This window comes from Pseudalkalibacillus decolorationis, from assembly GCF_024609785.1.
GTDB classification, from domain to species: Bacteria; Bacillota; Bacilli; order Bacillales; family Fictibacillaceae; genus Pseudalkalibacillus; species Pseudalkalibacillus decolorationis.
In genome coordinates, this window is sequence record NZ_JANHJQ010000005.1 from 58827 (window position 1) to 78011 (window position 19185).

Genomic DNA, 19185 nt, shown 5'->3' on the forward strand with positions numbered 1-19185 from the left:
CAAACTTTTATACTTTCTTAACATGAAAAAAAGGCTGACCCCAACATCAATGTTTATTGACGTTAAGGTCAGCCCCTCTTCTCACTTATTCTTGTTCACTATCCGTTTCAACCTGATCACATCGTTCAAAAAAAGAACGAGTCTCATCGTTTGCTTTTAGCATGTATTCTTCCTTTAAAATCCGCTTCAATGCCTCGACCATTATACGGCCGATCCCTTGATGTCGGTGAGAAGGATTAACACTTACATGCTGAAGCTCTGCAACACCATCGGACATTTTCAGACCTATAATTCCGATAATATCTTCCTCTTCTTTCCACAAAAACAATTGCTGGTCATCTTCAGTCTCATATTGCTTGATCGTTTGTTGCAACTTCTTCAAATCTTTTTCGTTTGGCATAAACGACAAAAGGCCCATTGCAATTTTTTCATAACTTCGCTTGTAACGAATTAACATAGATTCTCCCTCATTATCTAAATAACTTTCCGACTAGCGATAATAATAACAGGAAAGCAACAATTATACAGATGATGATCAAAACTTTTTCTTGTTTACGATTGTTTGGATTCGGCATTTAATTCAACCTTCTTTAGTAGTATAGCGGATTTAAATAGAAGTTGCGAATCCTACCGTACTTACTTTTGAAAAGAACGGCAAAGATTGCCCATCTCAATAGCAGAGACTGCAGCTTCCCAGCCCTTATTTCCCGCCTTCGTCCCGGCTCGTTCTACAGCCTGTTCGATCGAGTCAGTTGTAAGTACTCCAAAGATAACCGGCACCCCAGAATCGATCGCAAGACTTGAAACACCTTTTGAAACTTCCTTACACACATAGTCAAAGTGAGGAGTGGAACCACGGATTACAGTTCCGAGCGTAATGACTGCGTCGTATTTAGTTGAATCAACCATTTTTTTTGCGATTAGTGGGATTTCAAAAGCACCCGGAACCCAAGCGAGATCAACGTCCTCTTCATTCACACCATGGCGTTTTAATGCATCCTGAGCACCTGAAAGAAGTTTGCTCGTGATGAATTCATTAAATCTCCCGACAACAATTCCTACTTTTAAACCACTACCTACTAAATGTCCTTCATAAATTGTACCCATCATTCATTATCCTCCTGATTATATAAATTCGCAGTTTATCATTCGTTGACTTTTTTAACACCATCTAAAAATGGAGCATATGTCCGAGTTTAGCATGCTTAGTCCGCAAATAATGTTCATTTTCTTTACGGTGAGGCATTTGGATTGGGATGCGCTCAACTACTTCAAGGCCATAACCACTTAATCCTTTAATTTTTCTAGGATTATTCGTGAGTAGCTTCATTTTTGTTATCCCGAGATCTCTTAATATTTGTGCGCCGATCCCGTAATCACGCAGGTCTGGAGCAAAACCCAGCTTTTCGTTTGCTTCAACGGTATCGAGTCCTTCTTCTTGTAGCTTGTATGCTTTCATCTTGTTAATAAGACCAATACCTCGGCCTTCTTGACGCATATATAGCAGGACTCCATTACCTTCTTCCTCAATCTGTGCCAATGCAGCATGAAGTTGTGGTCCACAATCACAACGATACGAACCGAATACGTCACCCGTTAAGCATTCAGAATGGACTCGCACAAGTGTTGGTTCATCTGGTAAAATTTCGCCTTTTACAAGGGCTACATGTTCTTTTTGATCGAGAATATTTGAGTAAGCAACTGCTTTAAAGCCCCCAGTTTCAGTAGGGAGCTCTATTTCAATTTCCTTTTTGACGAGCTTGTCCTTCCGATTCCGGTATTGTATTAGATCCTTTATCGTAATCATCTTCAAGTCGAATTCTTCGGCAATTTTGCGTAGTTCAGGAACTCTTGCCATCGTTCCATCTTCATTCATAATTTCACAAATGACACCTGCTGGATCAGCCCCTGAAAGCCTTGCAAGATCGACGGCTGCTTCTGTATGACCTGCCCTACGTAATACACCACCCTTTTTTGCGATTAGTGGGAATACATGCCCAGGACGTTTAAAATCCGTTGCGATTGCTGTCGGGTCAAGAAGAGCCCTAATTGTAGCCGCTCGTTCCTGAGCAGAAATTCCCGTTGTTGATGTCTTATGGTCAATACTAACAGTAAAAGCAGTACCGTGTGGGTCTGTGTTATGCTGCACCATCGGTTGTAGTTCTAGCTTTGCTGCTAATTCTTCTGTAATCGGTGTACAGACCAGTCCCCGGCCGTGCGTGACCATTAAATTTACTGTATCGGAAGTTATGCGATCCGCTAATGCAATAAAATCACCTTCATTTTCACGATCCTCGTCATCACAAACAATGACTACATTCCCTTGTATCAACTCATAAATTGCATCTTCTATACGATCAAACATACCATTCACCACCTTCAGTTATTAAAATCCATTTTCTTCAAGAAACGTTTTCGAAAGACTCTGTTGTACGGGCTGGTGTTCACGATTGACAAGCAACTGCTCGAGATATTTCGCGAGCATATCACACTCAATATTGACTTGATCCCCCTCCATTTTCCCACCAATGACCGATTCTTGGACAGTGTGTGGGATAAGTGAAATAGTGAAGCCATCTTTATCAACTTCAAAAATGGTTAGACTTGTCCCATCGACTGCAATTGAACCTTTCACCAGTAAAAAACGTCGAAGCTCATCAGAAACTTTGATTTTATAATAAATTGCATTATGTTTCGGTGCTCGTTTAACGATCTGACCTACACCGTCAATATGACCTGATACAAAATGTCCGCCGAACCTTCCTCCCGCAGCCATCGCTCTTTCCAAATTGACAGGTTGATTGGTAGTCAAATGGTTTAGATTTGTTGAGGATAATGTTTCCGGCATCACATCAACGGTAAACGAGGTCGATGTGAAAGAGGTCACTGTAAGACATATCCCGTTTACTGAAATGCTATCGCCTAATTTTACATCCTCTAGCACTTTATTTGCATTGATTTTAACTTCATAGGAAGTACTTGAATGCCGAACTGAGTGGATTGTTCCTACCTCTTCTATGATCCCGGTAAACATGAAAAATCCCCCTTTGGAACTAAAATGATTTTCATATCCTTGCCGATCGTTTCATACGATTGAACCTCTAGTTGCAAGGCATCATCGATGAATTCTACACCTTGGCCACCAATAACTGATCGAGCATCTTCTCCACCGATTAACATAGGTGCAATGTATGACACCACTTGTTGTATGCATCTTTCTGCCATAAAACTTGCATGTACAGTTCCTCCCCCTTCGACAAACACGGAGGTGACCTTTTCATTCCCTAGAAGTTGCAAAACCGTTTTAACGTTAATTTTCTCTTCGTTTAGTTGAATAATACGGGCACCAGTGTTTTCAACTGCCCGAATGGCCGTTTCAGTGGCTAGTGTACTCGTTACAATCCACGTTCGGGCTTCCTCATCGGTCAAAAGCTTACTATTAAGAGGAATTCTTAAATGAGAATCAAGGACAATTCTTATTGGATTGTTCCCACCGATAGGCAGTCGGGTCGTTAATGATGGATCATCTGAAATGACTGTATTTACACCCACTAATATCGCATCGTGCTTATGGCGATAGTGATGCGCATCTTGCCGTGCCTCTTCGGAGGTAATCCACTTACTATGACCTGTTTTCGTAGCAATTTTACCATCAAGGCTGGAGGCAAACTTTAAAGTTACATAAGGGAGTCCGGACCTCATATAATGATTAAAAAATGGATTTAGTTCGAGTGCTTCTGTCTCCAATAAACCTACGTGGACATTGATACCAGCCTTTTGTAACTTTTCCATTCCTCTTCCAGCCACCAATGGATTCGGATCTAATGTAGCAATAAATACCGTTTCAATCCCTCGTTCAATGACAAGATCCGCACATGGGGGTGTTTTTCCATGGTGACTACAAGGCTCAAGTGTTACATAAACCGTAGCCCCTGATGCCTTTTCACCTGCCATCTGAAGTGCGTGAACCTCCGCGTGACCTTCTCCAGCTTTCAAATGAGCACCTAACCCTACAATTCGGCCGTTTTGAACGACAACTGCACCAACTGATGGGTTTGGGGACGTTTGCCCTTTTGTGTTCTTTGCCATCTCGATCGCGAGCCTCATATAATTTTCATGATCCATATTGACCCCCAGAATCTAAGACTTATTATACAAACAAAAAACCCGAAGATGCTTTAAAAGCACTTTCGGGGTATGTATGCATAGGGAACTAAACTAAACTCAACTGATTGATCTGAACAGATACTCAGAAATCGCCATTGAATTGATACGTATGGCAAAGACGCCGTGTATCACTGGTTAAAGTGTATACACAGATACTAAGCGTTATACGCGTTCTCTCCTTCTCCCATCCAGACTATACTGTCGGCTTCGGAATTACACCGAATCCACCGTTACGAATTTCGCGTATCGTACCGGGTCACGGACTGAAAAGCTTTCGCTTTATCACCGCCGGTTGGGAATTTCACCCGACCCCGAAGGACTTGTTATTGAATTGTTTGATTCTTTATCATGTTACTCTTTCTCAGGCTTTGACGCAAGGATAACGCGATTAACTGGTTTTTATCCTTGCCCAAAAAGGACTACGCGCAACTGCGTAGCCCTTTAACCTATTCTTCCCAGACTTTAACTTCTTTCATAACATCACCGTTTTGTGTTCGTAACGCAGAAGCCAAACCATCAGTTACTTGACCAAACACGGTATGTACACCGTCTAAGTGCGGTTGGTTTTCATGAACAATAAAGAATTGACTGCCACCCGTGTTCTTTCCAGCGTGTGCCATTGATAGAGCACCTGGAACGTGTTTATGTGGGTTTCCTTCTGTTTCGCAATCAATCGTGTACCCTGGACCACCTACCCCTGTTCCCTCTGGGCACCCTCCTTGAGATACAAACCCTGGAATTACACGGTGGAATGTTAAGCCATTATAGAAACCTTCATTGGCTAATTTCTCGAAATTCGCAACAGTATTTGGTGCTTCCTCAGGATAAAACTCAATCAATACTTTTTCGCCATTTTCAAACTCGATACTTCCTTTTTTCATGTGAACGCCTCCTCTTAACAAGTAGTTTCATTCTATTTCTTTTTTTTTGAATTGTAAAGTTGGAATGACTAGGATTCGTCGTTCCTAAACATTTGTCACCAATGCTTTCCGCAATGGCAGGTCCAACCGAGTAAGATCTTCATACCGCTCACGTTCTACAACAAGTTGAGCATCCCCATTTTCTACAAATACGACGGCAGGTCTTGGTAATCGATTGTAATTATTGGCCATTGAATAGCCATAAGCACCTGTACAAAACATCGCAAGGAGATCACCTTGTTGAGTCTTTGGAAGTTCAAGGTCCCAGATTAGCATATCACCAGATTCGCAACACTTACCTGCAATGGAGACTGTTTGATTCTTCTCTGCTTGAACACGATTTGCTAGAACTGCATTATATTTTGCCTGGTAAAGTGCTGGTCGTAAATTATCGTTCATCCCACCGTCAACGGACAGGTAATTTCTCACTCCTGGAATACGTTTCTCAGCTCCTATTGTATAGAGAGTAGTTCCCGCTTCGCCTACAATTGATCGTCCAGGTTCCACCCAGATTTCTGGCATTTTGAATCCATTGCTTGCTGTTTGTGCTTTCACTTCTGAAATGAGAGTTCCAATCATTTTTTCAATTGATAACGGTCGATCTTCTTCAGTATACGATATTCCAAAGCCCCCACCGAGATTGATAACTTGTGCCTCAAATCCGAACTCATCGATCCAATGATTGAATAAATCGAATACTTTCTTTACGGCCATTACAAACCCATCTGTTTCAAAGATTTGTGAACCGATATGACAGTGCACACCAAGTAATTTAAGATAAGGGGAAGACAATGCTTCGGATAACGCTTGATCCGCTTGACCGCTTACAAGGTCGAAGCCAAATTTAGAATCCTCCTGACCTGTCAGAATATATTCGTGTGTATGTGCATCTACACCCGGGGATATCCTCAATAAGATTGGAATTGTTTTATTCAATTGTCGACATAGTTCACTTAAACAGTCCAACTCATAAAAGTTGTCGACGACTATACAACCGATTTCCTCTCTTACTGCCATCCGGAGTTCTTCTAGACTTTTATTATTGCCGTGAAAATGAATCTTCTCAGTTGGAAAGTTTGCTTTCAAAGCCGTGTAAAGTTCTCCACCTGACACAACATCTAGCAACAACCCTTCTTCATCAGCCAACTGCAGCATCGCCATACAAGAAAAGGCTTTGCTTGCATAGGCAATCTTTGCTTCTACATGTTGTTCAATAAATGCTTGTTTGAAAGATCTTGCTTGCATCCTGATTTTACTGACATCGTAGACATAAAGTGGTGAGCCAAACTCCTTAACCAAATTGGTCGTATCGACTCCTCCAATTGCCAAATGTCCTTTCGCATTAACCGTTCCTGTACCTAAAAACGTCATAATTAATAGCTCCTCTCTCATCTCTAAAATGTTGGAGAGAACAAACAACCGATACTCCAATCAAAAAACCAGCCAACATATCTAAATAGGTACATTGACTGGTTTCAAACCGAGTACCTCATCAGTTGGAATAGCTCTCCACTACACATGTAGTGACAGTCCGTTGTTTGTTTAACAACGACCCAGCAAACGGATTCGGCTACCGTTCACTTCGGCAAATTGACCTTTCAGAGTTCGTCTTCGCATCCCTGCTCTTAACTCATACTCATTCGTTTTGCGCCTCTACCCCATTTTTTAAAATGAGGCATTTATAAAAATTAAATTAAATGTTAGCATAAATCATTTTTGAATGTCAATACTTTTTTAACCATTATCCCGCGTTGGATTGTTTTTTATTGTCTTTCGGTCTTACAATGCTTGGTCTAACTTTGCTTAATGGCACAGATACACGAATCAATACTTGGTACAACGCTTTTGGATTAAACGGGATAAAAGGCCATAAATAGGGTGTATTTAAATTCTTGATACTAGATAAAAACAGGAATACAAGTGTAACTCCTACCATAAATCCAGGTACACCGAACAAGGCTACAGCAGTTAGTAAAAACAAGCGAACCATTTTATTGGCAACACTTAATTCATAACTTGGTGTGGAAAAAGAACCGATTGCAGCTAGTGCTACATAAAGAATGACTTCGGAAACAAACAATCCAACGTCAATTGCTATTTGCCCTATCAATACTGCGGCAATAAGACCCATTGCGGTAGATAATGCAGAAGGAGTATGGATTGCAGCCATTCTTAACACATCTATCCCGAGTTCAGCAAACACAATTTGAAGAAAGATTGGGATATTTGAATCTTTATTCGGACCGATAAAGTCAATATTCTGTGGAAGTAGCTCTCCGTTTAAAACAAATAGCAACCAAAGCGGCAAAAGAAAGACGGATGCTAACATCCCACCAAATCGGATCCACCTTAGGAAAGCACCAATGCTTGGTGTTTGTCGATATTCCTCTGCATGTTGAACATGGTGAAAAAACGTCGTTGGAGTAATAATTACACTTGGTGAGGTATCTACATAAATAAGCACATGTCCTTCAAGTATGTGTACGGCAGCTACATCGGGACGCTCCGTATATCGCACAAGAGGAAATGGGTTCCAACCTTGCTTCACTAAAAACTCTTCAATTGTCTTATCAGCCATTGGAATTCCATCGATTCGAATTTCACTTAGTTCCTTACGTATGGTTTCGATTAAATCCGGATCTGCAACATCCTGCAAGTAGGCAATACATACATCTGTCTTTGACCGGTCCCCCACTTGCACAATTTCGTGTCGGAGCCGTTCATCTCGAACCCGTCTTCTCGTTAACGCAGTATTTTCTACAATATTTTCAGTATAACCATCCCGCGCCCCACGGACGACCTTTTCAACATCAGGTTCCTCTGGTGAGCGCCCGGGATAGCTCCTCACATCAACTACAAAAGCTTCATCACTTCCATCAATTAATACTCCAATTAATCCCGATAAGACTCTGTCCATGATCTCATCTAAATTTTTTACCGTTGAAACTTGTTGATGGGCGAGATGGTTCTTTATGACTTCCTTAGCATTGTTACTGGAGCCGTACTCATAATCCATATCCATCAATTCTCGGAGTAGTTGAATAATAAAACCACTGTCGCAAAGTCCCGTACAATAGTACACTTGAATTTCTTTGTTTACGATCTTTAACTTTCGTACGCCAACATCGAAGCTTTTTCCGATTCCCATCCTATCCTTTAAAATAGCTTCGTTTTTGGCGATTTTTTTATCAATCGGTGTTTTCTCTACTTTTGGATTCATATAAACCACTCCTTTCCAGGATAAGTTCTACAGCCTGTTTTGTAATTGGCGCACCTTTCTCCACAGTATCCCGACCAGCCATCTTTCCAATATCACCTACCCCAATAATGATGGGGATGTTCAGTTCATCTAAACTATAAACCGTATCCCCATCGATCCGACCAATTTCCATATCAGGGAGACCACCTTTATCCACACCATATTCCGACAGTTCTCCAAACCGATCGATACTGACATCTACTCGAGTCCATTCCGCGAGATGTGTTTTCGACGCAACAGCTATTGCTCCCAATACTTCAACTTCTGGATGGCCAGATACAATTCTCATCGCCTGTTCTCCAGCACCTTCGCCGCAATAACCGCAGTCATCGAACATTACGAGCACTGGATCGTATGGAGTGGAGAGTATCATTGAAGTCAAATCATCTCCTGTTAGTCTGGAAGGATTCCCCCATGACATGGAAATACATCTCGCTCCAATTTCTTTAGCAACGTACTCAACCGCCTTCAGAGCATATAAATCTCCATCTGTAATGATAATGACACGTTTCTTTTTTTTCACTTGGATCATCCTTTTGGTTTAAAAAGAACCGCTACGATAAAACCGAACAAAATTGCCGAGGATATACCAGCTGATGTTAATTGGAAAATCCCCATTGCAATTCCGATGAAGCCGTGCTGCTCGGCCTCCGCCATCGCACCATGCAATAGGGAGTGACCAAAGCTTGTAATTGGAACCGTTGCCCCTGCACCAGCGAACTGAATGAGTTGGTCGTATAAGCCAAATCCATCTAGGAGTGCACCTGCCACTACAAAGCTAGAAGTGACGTGAGCTGGTGTGAGTTTACAGAAGTCCATCAATAACTGACCGACGACACATATCAAACCACCAACAATGAATGCGAGTAAATACTCCATTACTCATGACCCCCTTTACTTGAAGCCTCAAGTACGACACCATGCGCAATCGTCGGAATCGTTTCCTTTTGTTGAATCATCATTGGATTCATCAGTGCCCCTGTCGCCACAACGAGTATTTTCTTTAATTTCCCATTCCGCAATTCTTCTAATAAATGACCATAGGTGACGACTGCCGAACACGCACAGCCACTTCCTCCTGCAAAAACAGGCTGATCTGGTCTATAGACAAGTAAACCGCAATCCTGATGGTTTGAAGAAATATCAAACTTTTTTTCTTGGAGTAATTGCTTCAAAATCGGTGTGCCAACGCTAGATAGGTCCCCCGTTATAATTAGGTCATAATCCGTTGGAGTCCGTCCTGTATCGTTGAAATGGGTTGCAATCGTGTCTGCAGCAGCAGGGGCCATTGCTGAGCCCATATCAAATGGATCTGAGATACCAAGATCCATTACCCTTCCGATCGTTGCACTTGTTATTTTGATTGGTGAGGGCTCTGTTCCAACTAGGGAAGCCCCTGCACCTGTCACAGTATAAGTAGCTGTATCAGGCTTTTGGCCGCCATATTCTGTAGGATAACGGAACTGTCTCTCTGCAGTCGCATTATGGCTGCTAACAGCTGTTAAAACATGATTAGCGAATCCACCATCAATTAGGGCTGCACCTAATGCGAGCGTTTCCATTGATGTAGAGCATGCACCGAACATACCCAAGAACGGTATTTTGTTCTGGCGAGCGGTATAATTGGCGATAACCGTTTGATTGATTAAGTCTCCGGACAGAAACAGATCGACATCTTCGGGTTGTTTTTCAGCTTTTTGCAGGCATATGTTGATCGATTGTTCAAGTAAATGTCGTTCTGCCAATTCCCAATTATCTTGACCACAGTGCAATTCCTTAAATGTTAAATCATACGTTTCACCCAATGGACCAGCCGCTTCCTCTGGACCAACAGCTGTGCCCGTCGAGGCGATATACAACTCTTTTGAAAATGTCCACGTTTGTTTTCCTGTCAGTTTCATGATGTTCTTGCCCTCCTACTTCAAAACCACATTTGAAATAAATACCGTAACATCCCTACAATATAAGCCGAAACAGCTCCAAAAACGATGACAGCTCCTGCAAGCTTAAATAAGTTTGTTGCGACTCCAAGTACTAATCCCTCGCTCTTATGCTCGAGTGCGGCACTGGTTACCGCATTCGCAAACCCTGTGACTGGGACGATTGAACCTGCTCCAGCAAATTGCCCTATCTTATCGTAAACCCCAAAACCAGTTAATAGTGCTGCGATTAAAATAAGTGTAGCAACAGTTGGGTTCCCGACGGTCTGCTCGTTAAAATTAAAAAAGGTAAGGTAGAAATTAGAAATACCTTGTCCTATAGCACATATCAACCCACCCACCAAAAAAGCTTTTGCAACATTTAGCAAATAAGGTGGTTTTGGCTGTAGTGGTTTTATTTTCTCCTTATACTCTTGTTGTTCTGGTGTTAACTTCTGTTTACTCACGGCTGATCACTCCTTACTCATAAGTGTACAAAATAGGTCCAGTGAAAAAGAGATCCTATTAATTTTCCAAACAAGATGGCCATTAATAGAATAAGCAGTTGCTCCTTAAAACCAACCCGTTTCATCAAAATCGGAAGAACATTTAATACTTCTGTTAAAGCGGCTGCCAGCATACCAACAAATGTTCCGCACGCGATTCCAATCGGAATTAATAAGAGCGGGGAACTGTGAATCGTCATATCCCTAAGACCGTACCAACTTGCAAATACTACTCCGGAGATAATCCCAATTTCATAACCCCGTAAATAGTTGTACGTCTTAGAGATTTGCATCAACCTCGGAATAATGCCAAAAACCGTTAATATTGCAACAAAGCCCGCCCCTACAGCCAGTCCGCCACCAATACCAATGAAGAAAATAATCAAAATTTTAATCGTCATTGGTTTTCTTCTCGTTTTCTTTGTTTTCATTCATAATGACGTATAGATCCAAATCTTGTTGATAATTAAACATCTCAACCTCTAAGGGGCTTGGTTCCTCATTAAATCTTTTCTTAAATATGTGATTAAAGAAAAGAACCATACCAAGACCTAGACCGAACGAATATGGAATCTGCAACAATAATGGATAGTCGTTTTGTTTACCGGTTATAAGGTAATAAATTTTTTGATGAACGGATTGCATACTAACATCTTCATGAAAATTCATGATTGCCAACGCTGAACCAATAAATAACAACATCCAAACAAGCACAAAATAAACACCAGTGATCTTTGTCTTCGGGTAGTTTACTTCAATAATCGTTTGTACCGGACCAACTGTTTGCACCTCTAAGCCGGGGTTGAAATTCCGGATTCGTTGTAATACTTTCATTAAGTCAATAACAACGATGGTTTTATCATGGACGGTGATCTTATGGATCGTAAGTTGACCGATAGTTGAGGTAGTGTCATCCGGACCTACAAGCTGAGCAATATCTTTAACCCTGACTGTTTGATCAGGAGATACGACCAGCCTATGTCGCATCCGCAAATAGAGAATTTCGACATCCAAATGAAACACCTCCTTATGCCAAATCATTACGAATAGTATGTTTCTCCCAATGATGTATCATTCTGTTCAAGCAGCCAATCCATTAATTACCTAATCCTTAATAGCACTAAAGAAAACTTGGATAGCGCCAAGCCTTAGCGCGGCGATCATCTTAGTTGCGCTTATACTATAGAAAGTATTTTTATACTTTCTTAACGTGTAAAAAACCAGATAAACGGTGGTTAACCGTCCATCTGGTTTTTCATTTCTTGCAATATTTTCTTTTCAAGTCTTGACACTTGAACTTGGGATATTCCGAGTCGCGATGCGACTTCTGACTGTGTTTGATCTTTGTAATACCTTAAGTAGACAATTAATCGTTCCCGTTCATCTAAGGTTTGAATCGCTTCCTTAAGGGCAATTTGATCAAACCATTTGGATTCTCCTTGGTCTGCTATTTGATCCAACAATGTAATTGGATCGCCGTCGTTTTCGTAAACCGTTTCATGAATGGAGGATGGTGCTCTCACAGCTTCTTGCGCCATAACCACTTCTTCTGGACTTATTTCAAGCCGATTGGCAATTTCAGTCACGGTTGGATTTCGACCGAACTCCTTCGACAATTCGTCCTTAGCTTTACGCACTTTATTTCCAAGTTCTTTTAAAGAACGGCTAACCTTTACCGTTCCATCATCTCGAATGAAACGTTGGATTTCGCCAATGATCATTGGCACTGCGTAAGTTGAAAACTTTACATCATAGCTTAAATCGAACTTATCCACAGATTTCAGTAATCCAATACTTCCAATTTGAAAAAGATCATCTGGTTCATAGCCCCTATTCAGAAAACGCTGAACCACAGACCATACTAATCGCATATTCTTTTCAACAATCGTATCTCTCGCTGCTTGGTCGCCATCTTGACTTTGTTTAATCAACTGTTTCAATTCACGGTCATTTAGATACGTATTTTTTTGGTTTTGTTTTACGTCCAAATCCATGGGCATGACTCCCTTAATTGCATAGCGCTTTATGATTCGTCAAATACTTCGTTAAGCGTATCGTGGTGCCAAAGGATTTTTCTGTTTCAATTTCAACACGGTCCATAAAGTTCTCCATAATGGTAAAGCCCATTCCGGAACGTTCTAACTCGGGCTTAGTTGTAAACAACGGCTGTCGTGCTTCATCCAAATCGTCTATTCCAATTCCATTGTCTCGGATGAGCAGCTCTACAAAACCGTCTTCCAAGCAACATTCGATATACACCATTCCATTTGGATTATTGTCGTATCCGTGAATGATCGAATTTGTCACAGCCTCAGATACAACGGTTTTGATTTCTGTTAGTTCGTCTACGGTTGGATCCAACTGAGCAATAAACGCAGCTACGGTAACCCGAGCAAACGATTCATTATCACTTCTTGCGGAAAACTCTAATTTCATTTCATTTTTCATTACGCCACCCCCAGCGTTTGCAATGCATCTTGTTCACTGTTTTCGAGACGGATGATCTTAAACATCCCTGACATTTCAAACAGTCTTTTTACAGAAGGGGAGATCGAGCATACAACCATTTCTCCTCCCTGACCTTTGATCAACTTATATCGTCCTAGGATCACTCCTAATCCTGAACTATCCATAAAAGACAGAGACTCTAAATTCAAAATAATATCATGGATTTGATGCTTCTCAATTGTTTGATCGACTTCTGTTCGCAGATGCTCCGCGGTATGGTGGTCTAAATCACCTGATAATCGAATACATAAAACACGATCTTTCACTTCTAGTTTTACGTTGAGACTCACTTACCTCTCCTCCTTCATCTCGGTAGTGAGTCATTTCGCTATCGGAATGCGTGATTCCTTCTGGATGACAAAACTAGTGTTGAATCGATACATAATCTAATAATTTGTCAGCAAAAATTATGGGGTATGAGAAAATTGTCCGATTGTGCGCTTAAACAATCCCCACCATGATGCTGCAGGTACCTTTTCAGATGCGATTAGAGGTGAATTGATAACGGTTTTCCCATTCTTTTTTACAACAAGAGTACCAAGTTTATCCCCTTTTTTAATAGGTGTGTTCATATCTTTTTTTACATTGATTTTTGTTGTTATCTTTGATTTTTCTTCCCCTTTTTTCATTAATACGGAAATTGGTTCGGATGTTGCGAGATGCACAGTCTTCGTCACCCCTTTTTGAACTGGAACCTCTTCAATAATCTGATGGCGCTCGTACAATTCGTTTGTTTTATAGTTGGCAAATGCATAATCAAGCATTTGAGAAACCTGTGAATTTCGTTCCTTTGTTGATGGCGCTCCCATCACTACTGCAATGACACGCATATCATTTTTTTCTGCTGTAGCTGTTAAGCAATATTTTGCCTCATGGGTGTATCCTGTCTTTAAACCATCTACACCAGGATAAAACTTTACAAGCTTATTTGTATTGACAAGCCAAAACTTATCATCTGTATTTTCTCGTAAATAATCTTCATATTTTCCGGTGTAATTTGTAATTTGTTCATACTTTAATAACTCTTTTGCCATAAGTGCCATATCACGTGCAGTACTATAATGATTTTCAGCAGGCAGTCCAGTGGCGTTCGCAAAATGTGTGTTTTTCAGTCCAAGCTCTTTCGCTTTCTCGTTCATCATTTTTACAAATGCTTCGTTCGTTCCTGCTATATGTTCTGCTAATGCTACGGATGCGTCGTTCCCTGATGCCATGGCGATACCTTTCAGCATATCTTCAACAGTCATCACTTCCCCAGCTTCTAAAAAGATCTGTGATCCTCCCATCGATGCTGCGTATTCACTCGTCCGAACTTTGTCTTTCAATGTTATTTTCTCTTTATTCAAGGCTTCCATAATCAGAGTCATTGTCATGATTTTGGTCATGCTAGCCGGAGGAAGCTTTTCATCAGCATTTTTATCAAACAATACCGATCCTGTATCGCGCTCCATCAAGATTGCGGAAGAAGAGTCACTTGCTAATGTTTCGATATGGTCGTTGCCCTTTGCAAATGTAGAAGGCGAAATAACTGAACATACAATTGCAACAATCATTACACAAGTTAAAAGGCGTTTCATACACAAAATCCCTCCATTCTTATTATTCATATATTTACCAATAGTGGTCAGATTATACTACTTCGCAAGAAAACTTCTGTACGAAGGATTATGTCAGAACAACCATGTATTCTCACATCAGATTACAAATCTTCAGTGATTATTCAAATAAAAGGGCTGGTTCAACATCTACTACAAAGATGTTGAACCAGCCCTTTACTGTAATTGTTATCTATTTAATTACTTTGTAAATCAATGTGTTTGGTTGTACTTTATCGTTAGAAATTGTATAGGCTTCTTTAACCTTTTTAATTGAATCAGTCGGGTTTTCTATGTCACTGTTCAATACAACGAGCGTTTCTCCAGCTTGAACCTGATCGCCAATTTTCTTTTTCAAGGAAATTCCTACACCGTAATTGATTTGATCATCCTTCGTGGCTCTTCCAGCCCCAAGATACATCGCTGCGATCCCAATAGATTCCGCGTCAATTTCTGAAATGTAGCCATCCGTTTCTGCTTTTACCTCGAAATGGTGTTTTGAATCAGGGAGTTTCGTTAAATCATCAATCATATCCACGTTGCCACCTTGAGCTTTCACTAAATTTCTGAAGCTTTCAAATGCTTTTCCATTCTCAAGGTTTTCTTCTAGCTGTTTGTAAGCATCTTCATAGGAATTAAAGGCGCCTGCTAAGGTCGTCATATGGGCTGCCAACTCCAGTGATAGCTTTCTTAAATCATTTACGTTCTTTCCTTTTAAAATTTCAACAGCTTCTTTAATCTCATTCGCATTTCCAACCTCAAACCCAAGTGGTTGATTCATATCACTGATGATAGCAACCGTGTTTTTTCCTAAGTTTTTACCGATATTAACCATTTCCGTAGCCAAGGCTTCTGAATCTTCTAGGGATTTCATAAATGCACCTGAACCCGTTTTCACATCCAACACAATACTATCTGCTCCTGAAGCTAGTTTTTTACTCATAACTGATGCCGCAATTAAGGGCATTGCATCTACAGTTGCCGTAACATCCCGAAGTGCATATAGCTTTTTATCAGCCGGTGCTAAGTTTCCTGTTTGACCGGCCACAGCAATTTTAAACGTATTCACGTTCTCAATAAATTGTTCCTTAGTCATTTCAATGTTGAATCCTTCAATAGATTCCAGTTTATCAAGGGTTCCCCCTGTATGTCCGAGGCCTCTTCCTGACATTTTGGCAAGTGGGACACCTGCTGAAGCGACTAATGGTCCAACAATGAATGTAACCTTATCACCGACTCCTCCTGTAGAATGTTTATCCACCTTGTGTCCTTCAATCGCTGATAAGTCAATGGTTTCACCAGAATTCACCATTGCCTGCGTTAATGTAGCCGTTTCACTTGGTGTCAGCCCTTGAAAGTAAATCGCCATCATTAATGCGGATAATTGATAGTCGGGTATTTCATCTTTCGTATATCCATTTATGAAAAAATTGATTTCCTCGTCGGTTAACTCTTTCCCATTTCTTTTCTTCTGAATAATGTCAACCATTCTCATTATGATATCAGTCCTTTGATTTAACGTTTATTCTCTTTGTTTATTAAAATGCATGTTCAAAACAACCTCTTAAAAGTTCTTTATTATGCTCGTTACAAGACCCATAAAGTCGGTCTTTACCTTTTCCGTCGTCTCGATTACTTCATCATGTGTAAGAGGTTGATCGAGGATACCCGCAGCCATATTAGAGATACAGGATATCCCTAGAACCTCCATACCTGAGTGACGAGCTACGATTACTTCAGGAACCGTTGACATTCCAACGGCATCCCCTCCTAATATCCGTAACATTCGGATTTCTGCAGGGGTTTCATAGGAAGGACCTGAATTTCCGACGTACACACCTTCGCGAATGGACATCTGAAAATCATTTGCAACTGTTTTCGCAACATCTTGTAAACGGGTTGAATAGGATTCAGACATATCCGGAAAACGGACACCTAAATCGTGGTCATTTGGTCCAATCAGTGGATTATCTCCAAAGTTGTTAATATGATCCGTAATAAGCATAAGATCGCCTGCATTGAATTTTTGATTAATACCACCTGCGGCATTTGTAACAATCAATGTCTCGACACCAATCTCCTTCATCACCCTTACTGGGAATGTCACGACCTGCAATGAATAGCCCTCATAGTAATGAAAGCGTCCTTTCATAGCAACTACTGATTTCCCTTCAAGTGTACCTATAACTAGTTCTCCAGCATGTCCTTCAACTGTTGAAACGGGAAAGGATGGAATTTCGTCATAAGGAATAATGACAGGGTTTTCAATCTTATCTGCCAAAACGCCAAGTCCTGACCCAAGAATTAATCCAATTGAAGGTTTATTATCTATTCTCTTATTAATATATTGTGCTGCATCATGAATGGATGTTGTCATTTAAAAATCCTCCTACAAATATGTGTGTTCAAAAAGTAGACGAATCAGAAAACCTAAAAGAAATTCGACTAAATACGTTACGTCCTGTAACAACGTCGAACTGACTCACATCGTGTGAGCCCAAGGCACAACAGTTTTGAGGACCGGAGCGACGAGCAGTACCTGCATAAAAGGCTACGAGTTGTACCGAGGAAGCTTACTCCAAAGGTGAACTAGTAGACGCAGGTACATATAGAACTTCGACTAAGTACTTCACGTCAATATAGGATCATCAACTAAGTGCGTTACATCCTGTAACAACGTTGATATGACTCACATCGTGTGAGCCTAACGTCGAAGTCAGCATAAGGAAAGCTTCTATGATTACGCATCGCAGACACAAAAATAATTATTTTTGTGTTGAGGTCCCTGTGCAAGTCCGGAAAAACCGAGTAACGCTCACTTGCTAAAAGCGTCACGTCCATGTGACAACGCAAGTACTAACACGTCCTGTGCGTCGGAAATTCGCCGTTTATCAACGAGCGGTACTTGCACGAAGACTACGAGTTGCACCGAGAAAGCCTTCCTCGTTAGCATAATCTAGTAGACGCAGGTGCATGGGCTCTTGGTTACTTTTTGAACATCCTCTATAAATACTTCAGGAAACTGGTCCCGTTTTCTGGTAACTTTATATTGAAATTATCTGCCAGTGTTGCTCCGATGTTTGCAAAGGATTTACCCAATGGAAGTTCTTTCCCTTCCGAAATCCCTTTATGATACGCAATCAACGGTACATATTCTCTTGTATGGTCGGTTCCATGGTGGATTGGATCATTACCATGGTCAGCAGTAATTAATACGAGGTCTCCCTCCTGCATCTTCTCGAGCATTTCGGGCAACCGTTTATCGTATTCTTCTAGGGCCTCTCCGTAACCAATCGGGTCTCTGCGATGACCAAATTTCGCATCAAAGTCAACTAAGTTTAAAAAGCTGATCCCTGTAAATGAACGGTCAAGTGTTTCAATCATACGGTCCATTCCATCCATATTTGAAGTCGTTCGAATGGAATCCGTAACACCTTCCCCATCGTATATATCAGAAATCTTACCAATCGCAATCACATCATAATTGGAATCTTTAAGCTCGTTCATCACCGTTCGTCCAAATGGCTTAAGTGCATAATCGTGACGATTTGATGTCCGTTCAAATTGTCCTGGTTTTCCTATAAAAGGCCTTGCAATTACTCTGCCAACCATATATTTCTCATCTAAGGTGAGTTCACGGGCAATTTTACAAATATCATATAATTCCTTAATCGGCACAATCTCTTCGTGGGCAGCAATTTGAAGAACAGAATCTGCCGATGTATATACGATCAAAGCACCTGTCTTCATATGTTCTTCTCCAAGTTCATCAAGAATGGCCGTTCCCGAAGCAGGTTTGTTTCCAATTATCTTTCGCCCGGTTTTTTCCTCTAGTTCTTGAATTAATTCCTCAGGGAACCCATCTGGAAATGTACGAAAGGGCTTTTCAATATGAAGGCCCATAATTTCCCAATGCCCGGTCATTGTATCCTTACCATTGGAGGCTTCTTGCATTTTTCCATAATGTGCTTTTGGATTCGTTACAGGTGCAATCCCTTCTATTTCTCGGATGTTACTCAGACCAAGTTCACCCATATTAGGCATAGAAAGACCATTCATTTTTTCAGCAATATGCCCAAGCGTGTCTGCACCTTTATCATTAAATTTAGCTGCATCTGGCGCTTCGCCGATCCCGACTGAATCCATTACAATTATAAAAACTCGGTTGAACCTTGGTTCTGTCATTTCTATCTCCTCCCAATACTCACATAATTTTACCATTTCCAGAGTATATGATTATCAAACAACATTTAAGAAAGGTCAGAAGTCTGACATCTCATTTAAAATAGGAAAAAAGGTACTGCTCATTTG

The 19185-nt window shown here is 40.9% G+C and carries 21 protein-coding genes and 2 riboswitches; all 21 genes read right to left on the reverse strand.

Going from position 1 to position 19185, the window contains the following annotated elements:
* Nucleotides 1-85: 85 nt before the first annotated feature.
* On the reverse strand, nucleotides 86-457 hold the full coding sequence (locus tag NON16_RS06200) for a GNAT family N-acetyltransferase (RefSeq protein ID WP_257347793.1): 372 nt from the start codon (nucleotides 455-457) through the stop codon (nucleotides 86-88).
* 179 nt (nucleotides 458-636) lie between these two features.
* A complete protein-coding gene (gene ribH / locus NON16_RS06205) occupies nucleotides 637-1107 on the reverse strand; it encodes a 6,7-dimethyl-8-ribityllumazine synthase (protein ID WP_257348060.1) in 471 nt (156 codons plus the stop codon).
* Between the two features lie 64 nt (nucleotides 1108-1171).
* Nucleotides 1172-2365, reverse strand: a complete 1194-nt coding sequence (locus NON16_RS06210; RefSeq protein ID WP_257347801.1) for a bifunctional 3,4-dihydroxy-2-butanone-4-phosphate synthase/GTP cyclohydrolase II — start codon at nucleotides 2363-2365, stop codon at nucleotides 1172-1174.
* Between the two features lie 21 nt (nucleotides 2366-2386).
* Nucleotides 2387-3034 carry a riboflavin synthase gene (gene ribE / locus NON16_RS06215; RefSeq protein ID WP_257347804.1) on the reverse strand — a complete coding sequence of 216 codons (648 nt, stop codon included), beginning with the start codon at nucleotides 3032-3034 and terminating at the stop codon, nucleotides 2387-2389.
* A complete protein-coding gene (gene ribD / locus NON16_RS06220; RefSeq protein ID WP_257347806.1) occupies nucleotides 3016-4125 on the reverse strand; it encodes a bifunctional diaminohydroxyphosphoribosylaminopyrimidine deaminase/5-amino-6-(5-phosphoribosylamino)uracil reductase RibD in 1110 nt (369 codons plus the stop codon). The genes ribE and ribD overlap by 19 nt, the downstream gene beginning before the upstream one ends.
* A gap of 214 nt (nucleotides 4126-4339) precedes the next feature.
* A riboswitch (FMN riboswitch) is annotated at nucleotides 4340-4490 on the reverse strand.
* A gap of 123 nt (nucleotides 4491-4613) precedes the next feature.
* Nucleotides 4614-5048 (reverse strand): peptidylprolyl isomerase, encoded by a 435-nt coding sequence (locus NON16_RS06225; RefSeq protein WP_257347808.1) that lies wholly within the window; start codon nucleotides 5046-5048, stop codon nucleotides 4614-4616.
* 84 nt (nucleotides 5049-5132) lie between these two features.
* A complete protein-coding gene (lysA, locus tag NON16_RS06230; RefSeq protein ID WP_257347810.1) occupies nucleotides 5133-6458 on the reverse strand; it encodes a diaminopimelate decarboxylase in 1326 nt (441 codons plus the stop codon).
* Nucleotides 6459-6581: 123 nt separating this feature from the next.
* A riboswitch (Lysine riboswitch) is annotated at nucleotides 6582-6751 on the reverse strand.
* A gap of 77 nt (nucleotides 6752-6828) precedes the next feature.
* On the reverse strand, nucleotides 6829-8307 hold the full coding sequence (locus NON16_RS06235) for a spore germination protein (RefSeq protein ID WP_257347811.1): 1479 nt from the start codon (nucleotides 8305-8307) through the stop codon (nucleotides 6829-6831).
* Nucleotides 8276-8869 carry a stage V sporulation protein SpoVABEA gene (spoVAEA, locus tag NON16_RS06240; RefSeq protein ID WP_257347813.1) on the reverse strand — a complete coding sequence of 198 codons (594 nt, stop codon included), beginning with the start codon at nucleotides 8867-8869 and terminating at the stop codon, nucleotides 8276-8278. Before spoVAEA ends, NON16_RS06235 begins: the two co-directional genes overlap by 32 nt.
* Nucleotides 8870-8874: 5 nt before the next feature.
* Entirely contained in the window at nucleotides 8875-9225 is a 351-nt protein-coding gene (spoVAE, locus tag NON16_RS06245) for a stage V sporulation protein AE (protein ID WP_257347814.1), read from the reverse strand.
* Entirely contained in the window at nucleotides 9225-10247 is a 1023-nt protein-coding gene (gene spoVAD / locus NON16_RS06250; RefSeq protein ID WP_257347815.1) for a stage V sporulation protein AD, read from the reverse strand. Before spoVAD ends, spoVAE begins: the two co-directional genes overlap by 1 nt.
* Nucleotides 10248-10267: 20 nt before the next feature.
* Complete coding sequence (gene spoVAC / locus NON16_RS06255; RefSeq protein ID WP_257347816.1) at nucleotides 10268-10732, reverse strand: stage V sporulation protein AC; 465 nt, start codon at nucleotides 10730-10732, stop codon at nucleotides 10268-10270.
* Between the two features lie 17 nt (nucleotides 10733-10749).
* Entirely contained in the window at nucleotides 10750-11172 is a 423-nt protein-coding gene (locus NON16_RS06260; RefSeq protein WP_257347818.1) for a stage V sporulation protein AB, read from the reverse strand.
* Nucleotides 11162-11812 (reverse strand): stage V sporulation protein AA, encoded by a 651-nt coding sequence (locus NON16_RS06265; protein ID WP_372508753.1) that lies wholly within the window; start codon nucleotides 11810-11812, stop codon nucleotides 11162-11164. Before NON16_RS06265 ends, NON16_RS06260 begins: the two co-directional genes overlap by 11 nt.
* Before the next feature lie 194 nt (nucleotides 11813-12006).
* Complete coding sequence (sigF, locus tag NON16_RS06270) at nucleotides 12007-12765, reverse strand: RNA polymerase sporulation sigma factor SigF (RefSeq protein WP_257347821.1); 759 nt, start codon at nucleotides 12763-12765, stop codon at nucleotides 12007-12009.
* Nucleotides 12766-12778: 13 nt separating this feature from the next.
* The gene (gene spoIIAB / locus NON16_RS06275) at nucleotides 12779-13219 is read right to left on the reverse strand and encodes an anti-sigma F factor (protein WP_257347822.1); all 441 of its coding nucleotides are present in this window, start codon (nucleotides 13217-13219) and stop codon (nucleotides 12779-12781) included.
* Nucleotides 13219-13569, reverse strand: coding sequence for an anti-sigma F factor antagonist (gene spoIIAA / locus NON16_RS06280; protein WP_257347823.1), 351 nt, complete (start codon nucleotides 13567-13569; stop codon nucleotides 13219-13221). Before spoIIAA ends, spoIIAB begins: the two co-directional genes overlap by 1 nt.
* Before the next feature lie 117 nt (nucleotides 13570-13686).
* Complete coding sequence (locus NON16_RS06285) at nucleotides 13687-14856, reverse strand: D-alanyl-D-alanine carboxypeptidase family protein (protein WP_257347827.1); 1170 nt, start codon at nucleotides 14854-14856, stop codon at nucleotides 13687-13689.
* A 211-nt stretch (nucleotides 14857-15067) separates the two neighbouring features.
* Nucleotides 15068-16369: a pyrimidine-nucleoside phosphorylase gene (locus NON16_RS06290; protein ID WP_257347829.1), complete on the reverse strand. Its 1302-nt coding sequence runs from the start codon at nucleotides 16367-16369 to the stop codon at nucleotides 15068-15070.
* A 69-nt stretch (nucleotides 16370-16438) separates the two neighbouring features.
* Nucleotides 16439-17251: a purine-nucleoside phosphorylase gene (locus NON16_RS06295; RefSeq protein ID WP_257347830.1), complete on the reverse strand. Its 813-nt coding sequence runs from the start codon at nucleotides 17249-17251 to the stop codon at nucleotides 16439-16441.
* 626 nt (nucleotides 17252-17877) lie between these two features.
* Nucleotides 17878-19059, reverse strand: a complete 1182-nt coding sequence (gene deoB, locus NON16_RS06300; protein WP_257347831.1) for a phosphopentomutase — start codon at nucleotides 19057-19059, stop codon at nucleotides 17878-17880.
* Between the last annotated feature and the right edge of the window lie 126 nt (nucleotides 19060-19185).

Excerpts from the sequence above, each read along its gene's own strand:
- NON16_RS06200 (WP_257347793.1), bottom strand. The coding sequence starts at position 457 with ATGTTAATTCGTTACAAGCGAAGTTATGAAAAAATTGCAATGGGCCTT.
- ribH (WP_257348060.1), bottom strand. The coding sequence starts at position 1,107 with ATGGGTACAATTTATGAAGGACATTTAGTAGGTAGTGGTTTAAAAGTA.
- NON16_RS06210 (WP_257347801.1), bottom strand. The coding sequence starts at position 2,365 with ATGTTTGATCGTATAGAAGATGCAATTTATGAGTTGATACAAGGGAAT.
- ribE (WP_257347804.1), bottom strand. The coding sequence starts at position 3,034 with ATGTTTACCGGGATCATAGAAGAGGTAGGAACAATCCACTCAGTTCGG.
- ribD (WP_257347806.1), bottom strand. The coding sequence starts at position 4,125 with ATGGATCATGAAAATTATATGAGGCTCGCGATCGAGATGGCAAAGAAC.
- NON16_RS06225 (WP_257347808.1), bottom strand. The coding sequence starts at position 5,048 with ATGAAAAAAGGAAGTATCGAGTTTGAAAATGGCGAAAAAGTATTGATT.
- lysA (WP_257347810.1), bottom strand. The coding sequence starts at position 6,458 with ATGACGTTTTTAGGTACAGGAACGGTTAATGCGAAAGGACATTTGGCA.
- NON16_RS06235 (WP_257347811.1), bottom strand. The coding sequence starts at position 8,307 with ATGAATCCAAAAGTAGAGAAAACACCGATTGATAAAAAAATCGCCAAA.
- spoVAE (WP_257347814.1), bottom strand. The coding sequence starts at position 9,225 with ATGGAGTATTTACTCGCATTCATTGTTGGTGGTTTGATATGTGTCGTC.
- spoVAD (WP_257347815.1), bottom strand. The coding sequence starts at position 10,247 with ATGAAACTGACAGGAAAACAAACGTGGACATTTTCAAAAGAGTTGTAT.
- NON16_RS06260 (WP_257347818.1), bottom strand. The coding sequence starts at position 11,172 with ATGACGATTAAAATTTTGATTATTTTCTTCATTGGTATTGGTGGCGGA.
- NON16_RS06265 (WP_372508753.1), bottom strand. The coding sequence starts at position 11,812 with ATGATTTGGCATAAGGAGGTGTTTCATTTGGATGTCGAAATTCTCTAT.
- sigF (WP_257347821.1), bottom strand. The coding sequence starts at position 12,765 with ATGGATTTGGACGTAAAACAAAACCAAAAAAATACGTATCTAAATGAC.
- spoIIAB (WP_257347822.1), bottom strand. The coding sequence starts at position 13,219 with ATGAAAAATGAAATGAAATTAGAGTTTTCCGCAAGAAGTGATAATGAA.
- NON16_RS06285 (WP_257347827.1), bottom strand. The coding sequence starts at position 14,856 with ATGAAACGCCTTTTAACTTGTGTAATGATTGTTGCAATTGTATGTTCA.
- NON16_RS06290 (WP_257347829.1), bottom strand. The coding sequence starts at position 16,369 with ATGAGAATGGTTGACATTATTCAGAAGAAAAGAAATGGGAAAGAGTTA.
- NON16_RS06295 (WP_257347830.1), bottom strand. The coding sequence starts at position 17,251 with ATGACAACATCCATTCATGATGCAGCACAATATATTAATAAGAGAATA.
- deoB (WP_257347831.1), bottom strand. The coding sequence starts at position 19,059 with ATGACAGAACCAAGGTTCAACCGAGTTTTTATAATTGTAATGGATTCA.